Origin of the sequence: Kitasatospora papulosa (assembly GCF_000717245.1) — a bacterium.
Taxonomy (GTDB): Bacteria; Actinomycetota; Actinomycetes; order Streptomycetales; family Streptomycetaceae; genus Streptomyces; species Streptomyces papulosus.
This window is the reverse complement of the sequence record NZ_JNYQ01000039.1, coordinates 1-5,236: the sequence shown is the minus strand read 5'-3', so window position 1 is coordinate 5,236 and position 5,236 is coordinate 1. Positions and strand designations below refer to the sequence as shown.

General features: G+C 68.0%; 5 protein-coding genes. 4 read left to right on the top strand and 1 reads right to left on the bottom strand.

Annotated elements, in window-relative coordinates; all coding sequences use genetic code 11:
- The first annotated feature begins 360 nt into the window (after positions 1-360).
- The gene (locus IA22_RS37385; RefSeq protein ID WP_245229656.1) at positions 361-777 is read left to right on the top strand and encodes a transposase; all 417 of its coding nucleotides are present in this window, start codon (positions 361-363) and stop codon (positions 775-777) included.
- Positions 714-1,118, top strand: coding sequence for a transposase family protein (locus IA22_RS37380; protein WP_245229655.1), 405 nt, complete (start codon positions 714-716; stop codon positions 1,116-1,118). Before IA22_RS37385 ends, IA22_RS37380 begins: the two co-directional genes overlap by 64 nt.
- Positions 1,119-1,334: 216 nt before the next feature.
- Here the strand turns inward: IA22_RS37380 and IA22_RS0133435 are convergent, their stop codons facing one another.
- Positions 1,335-2,615, bottom strand: coding sequence for an IS701 family transposase (locus IA22_RS0133435; RefSeq protein ID WP_421702155.1), 1,281 nt, complete (start codon positions 2,613-2,615; stop codon positions 1,335-1,337).
- 192 nt (positions 2,616-2,807) lie between these two features.
- On the opposite strand from IA22_RS0133435, the gene IA22_RS0133430 reads away from it, so the two are divergent.
- Together IA22_RS0133430 and IA22_RS0133425 are read left to right on the top strand one after the other, a co-directional pair.
- A complete protein-coding gene (locus tag IA22_RS0133430) occupies positions 2,808-3,113 on the top strand; it encodes a hypothetical protein (RefSeq protein ID WP_030125843.1) in 306 nt (101 codons plus the stop codon).
- Positions 3,114-3,600: 487 nt separating this feature from the next.
- Entirely contained in the window at positions 3,601-4,812 is a 1,212-nt protein-coding gene (locus IA22_RS0133425; RefSeq protein ID WP_157840980.1) for a hypothetical protein, read from the top strand.
- The last annotated feature ends 424 nt before the right edge of the window (positions 4,813-5,236 follow it).

Genomic DNA, 5,236 nt, shown 5'->3' with positions numbered 1-5,236 from the left:
TGAATGGGTGCCGTGCGGGTGCTATCGGACCGGTAGCCCGGCAGTTTCATCGACGTCGTCGGGCGAGCCGGACAGCACTTTCGGATGCCGGGGGGTTAGTACTCCAGTTCGACTTCGTGATCTAACGAGCTCGTGCACGGTTAGCGGTGAGACGTCGAGCGCTGGATCGTTGATCATGGATGTGTGGTGGGGAACGTGGCGCGCACAGCGATCATCAGCGACCGGAGGATCACGGGCCTATCAACCGTTGTGATCGCTGAACTCGTCGCTGAGGTCGGACCTCTGTGGCATGAATGGCACCAAGCCAGGCTGACATCCCGGCCGCGGAAGCGTGCGGTGGGCGCCGGTGCGAAGCACCGCATGGTCTTCCTCGACCGGCTGCTGGCCACGCTCGTGTACCTTCGCCACGGGGTTACTCATGATGTGCTGGCCTGCTGGTTCGGCGTGGACCGCTCGACTGTCACCCGGGCCGTCGGCGAGGTGCGGCCCCTGCTCGCCGAGCGAGGATGCACCGTCAGCCCCAACGTGCGGCTGCGAACCCTGGCCGAGGTCGTCGATCATCTCGGTCAGGCCGGAAAGATTGGCATCATCGACGGCACCGAGATCCGTGTCCGCCGCCCGGCCGTCGGCCGCAAGGACCGGGACAAGTTCATCTCCGGCAAGAACAAGCAGAACGCCGTGAAGGCCATGGTCTTCACCGACAGCGACGGCGGCTGCTGTTCTGCAGCCCGACCAGACCCGGAAGCTGCGCGGACATCACCCCCGCCCGCGAGTTAGGGCTGGTCAAGCTCCTGGCCGAAGGTCCTGCAGTCGAGATCCTTGCCGATGCCGGCTACCAAGGACTCGGAGCACAGACAGGTGGCCGCGTCGTGACGTCGCCGCACCGCAAGTGCAAGAAGAAGGCCCCGGACTGGTACGAGGAGATGCACGAGCGCCAGCGCAAAGCACACTCCTCCCGACGCCTCCGGGTCGAGCACGGCATCGCCCACCTGAAGCACTGGCGAGCCCTCGCCCGCCACCTCGGCCGCCGCGAGCACATGGACACCACCGTCCAAGCCATCGCCGGCCTACTGTCCCAGCAACAGACCGCAGACCAGATCCTGGCTCGGCAGACGTGAGTACCGAGGGCCCAGGCCCTTCGACGTCTCACCGCCAACCGTGCACGAGCTCGTAAGGGCTGTCCCGTATTCCCTGGTGGGCGCACAGCGACAGCTACGGCACCTCGCTGCGTTGTCGGAACGCCCGAATCCATCCAGTATGCGGATTTCCCTCCGCCTTGCGATGCACCGCATCTGACGCCGTGGGCTGATCCACCAGGGATTGCGGGACAGCCCTTAGGGGGGCGAGCTGGTGGTGAGGCGTTGTCGGTAATGGCAGCGCCTGGCCTGTGCTTGGTGGCGTCTGCGCCAGTTTGACCAGGCCAGCAGCGTGGTCACCGATGCGGATGGTCGCTTGAACAGGGCGCCGATCAGGTGGCGGAGCTCCGGGACGGTGAGCTCGATCGGGTCGCTGGAACGGGCGGCGCGGTGCAGGTCTGCGCTTCTGGCGGGTGTCGTGCTGGTGGCGACGGCGGTGAGGAAGGCCAGGGCGAGCATGGCGAGTGTGACGTGGCGGTGCCAGGCGGTCCAGTGGCGGACCTGGTAGTGGTCCAGGCCGACCTGGCCCTTCGCGGCTTGGAAGCACTCTTCAATGCACCACCTGATCCCGGCGACGCGCACCAGCGCCGACAGGGCGACCTGCCCCGGTGACCAGCAGAGATAGAAGGCGAGTTCGCCGGTCGAGGGGTTGCGGCGGATCAGCAGGCAGCGGTTGGCGTCAGAGCCGATCTGCACCCAGGCCCAGTCGTAGTAGCGCGGGCCCTTCGCCCCGGCGCCGGCGCTCTGTCGGTGCCAGGCGTCCGGGGGCAGGGCGGTTACCGCGGCATCGGCGCGCAGGACGGTGCTGTCCTGGTTGATCCGCACGCGGGTGGTGCAGGCGACCGCCAGGACGTAGCCGGCCCCTCGTGCCTCCAACGCGGAGCGAAGCTGCGGGTCCTGGCCGTAGACATCGTCGCCCGTCACCCACGAGGAGGTGCATCCCGCGTCCAGAGCTGCTTCGATCATCTGCAGGGCCAGGCGGGGCTTGGTCGCGAACTCGACGTCCTCGGGAACACCGGAGCCTGACCGGCGCTCGGAATCCTGGCACCAGGTGTGCTCGGGCAGGTAGAGCCGGCGGTCAACCAGCGCCCGTCCCCGTTCGGATGCGTAGGCGAGGAACACTCCGACCTGGGCATTCTCGATTCTTCCCGCGGTGCCGGTGTACTGCCGCTGGACGCCTGCCGAGCGGTCGCCCTTCTTCAGGAACCCCGTCTCGTCCACGATCAGCACTCCGTCGCCGCCGAGGTGTTCCAGAACGTAGGAGCGCACGTCATCGCGTACTTCGTCAGCGTTCCAGCGAGCACTTCGAAGCAGTCGCTGCATCGGGCCCGGGCGGGCGTACCCGGCCTGCTCGGCCAACTGCCAGCAGGTCTTGCGCTCGACGCCGGACAGCAGCCCGAGCACGAACGCCCGCGCCGTCGCCCGGGGTTCAACGCGCCGAAACCGGTCCGCGATCCGGGCCATGGCCTGGTCGAACATCGCCTGCCAGCGAACAGGGTCTACGCTATGGCCCGCGGCCATCGCACCATCTTCAGGAGTCCACACAACCTCTGATGATCACGCGGTGGCCGCTCCCGTTCCCGGCCGGGTCCACCCCCAGGGCGGATCGGATGCGGGACCCGCCACCAGCCGGTAGGCCCAACGCAGCCCCGGTCCCGCCATGATGGGCACATGGCCAGTGACAACTCCCCGCAGATCCCGCTCGATCAACTTCGGCGCGCCTTTGAGCTGGCACTTCAACACGTTGAAGCGTCGACGGGCAACGCGGTGACGCTCGAACACGACTACTTCTGGTCTACTCCGGGCGACGAACTCTACGACGTCCCCAACGAGCCGAGCACGCTCACGATCGGACAGCTCTCCGAGTCATGGCAGCACCTTGAAGACCTGCTCGCCCACGAGGACCGCGCCGTGGGCTACCACCTGATCTGGCTTGCCGACGTCATCCGAGCCATCGGCCACAGCACCGTCAGGTAGCCCACCACAGCAGCACCCCCATGACTCCAAATCACGAAGTAGAACTGGAGTATTAGCCGCGCAAGCCCGGACGAGGGTCCGCTGGGCGTCCGCTGGTGATCCGCTGGGAGTCCGCTGGGTCCCGTCCGGCAGCCGTCCAGCGGGACGGGACCCAGCAGGATGCCAGCGGACGCTCAGCGGGCCGCCAGCGGACGACTGGACGGGGCGGCGGCGGGTGGTTCCGGGCCGGCTGCGAGGCGCGGCATTGGGTGCCGGGCGGGTCCGGTTGGCTCTGTCCATGAAAACGGACAGCACTTCGTCACTGGTTCGGGAGGCATGGAGCCACCGATGCGGAGACGGATTCTTCACGAGATTCGGCAGCACCCTCTTTGTCGTAGGCCGGTCGTGTTCGACCAGGAGGGCCTGCCCGGTGGGACCCGGCCGATATCGCCTGGCGGATCGGGGCCCGGGTCGGGCAGGGTCCCTGATGATGAGCGATGAGTGCGAGATGTCATATGCCCTCCCCGACTCCGTCGAGGGTCTGCTGCAACGGGGGCGTGGCCTGGGCGCGGTGCGAGCGCTCCAGGACCCGCGGCGATCTGCCGTGTTCGTATACGACGGGATCCGCCGTGACTGGCGGTGGGACCAGACCGACGAACGGGCTCTGTACCTGGCACGGCTGGTACATGATCTGGACCTGTCTCCCAGGCCGATCGTTGACCAGCTGGCGGGGGACGAGGAGGCCTGCTTGCGGGCCTGCGAGGTGCTGGAGCTGCTGGCTCTCGCGGGATCGGGCGACGCCAGGGAAGGGCTTCGGGCGTATGTCCGCCAAGGCGAGCACTGGGTCCGCGTACTGGAGTCGCTGTCAGCCGGCTGGCCGCCGGAGTGGTGGGAAGATCTCGGTGACGTCGCACGGACCCGGATCGGCGCAGAAGCGGAGCTTCCGTGCTTCTCCGAGCCGTGGATGCGGTTCGGAATCGAGGTCCAGAGCCGTCCGTTCGTTCCGCGGCCGTCACTGGCCGGGTGCAGCACCGCAGAACTCCTCGCTCTGCTCGCCGGCACTCGCACGGAAGGCGCCACGAAGGTCGACGCGCTGCGTGTCCTGAACGGCCGAGAGCCTGCTGAGGGGCTGATCCCGCTGGTGCCCTCGCTGGGCACGTCGGACGGCCGCCGACCCTTGCCCCTGCTCCGGCGGGCCGTTGAGTGCCTGGGTGCCCTCGCCGTACCGGCGGCGCACGGCTGGGCACAGGAGGACCGCCCCTGGCTGGCCCTTCTGGGTGCGGACGTCCTGGCCGACCATGGCGGCCCCGAGGCTTTGCCGGGGCTGGTGACCGAACTCGTCGAACAGTGGACGGCGCGGGCCTGGTGCGGTCCCGACCGAACGGCCCGGCGCCTGGCCCGGTTCGGACCGGACGCTGCCGGGGCGGTTCCCTATCTGCGGCGCTTCTTGCTGCGCACCCCGCACTCGTATGAGCGGACCGCGTACCTGGAGGCACTGGCCGCTATCGACCGGGACGGCCTGGAGCACGTGTACACCGAGTCCCTCTGGGACTGCGAAGAAACGACGCGGCTGGTGGGGATCACCGCGGCACCCACGAACACGGAGACCCTGGGCCGGATCGCTGTACTGCGCGATGATCCGATGGAGACGACCGAGGTGAGAGCTGCTGCCCGAGCACGGCTGGAGGACCCTACCGGCCAACCCTGTTCGAACAATTAAGCCCGACCTTCGGTGCGCCTCCCGTTCTCGTAAACAACGGCCCCGGCCTGATCCGGGCCCTCCCGAGCTGCTGAACAAACGCTGTCGAGACTCGTGAACAAAGCCATCCGGTGTCTGGTTGAGGGTCCGGCCATCCGTCAGGGATCTGCCCGGGGTCCGTCCGGAGTGCCTGGTCATCTGTCCCCGGGGACAGATCCGGGACGGATCCCCGGCAGATGTCTGGACGGACCCCCGGACTGGCTTTATCGAGCAGCTATCGACGAAGCCACCCGGACGGATCCCGGCCGGCCGCCGTCCGGGGCGGGTGTCCCTCGTGGTGGAGCTCTGCCGCGACGGACATTGGAAGTAGCGCACGGACGGGCCGGATCATCACTTCCTGTTCCTTCGAGGGAAAGCGGGCCTCCGGGTCTTCGAGGGGAAGCGG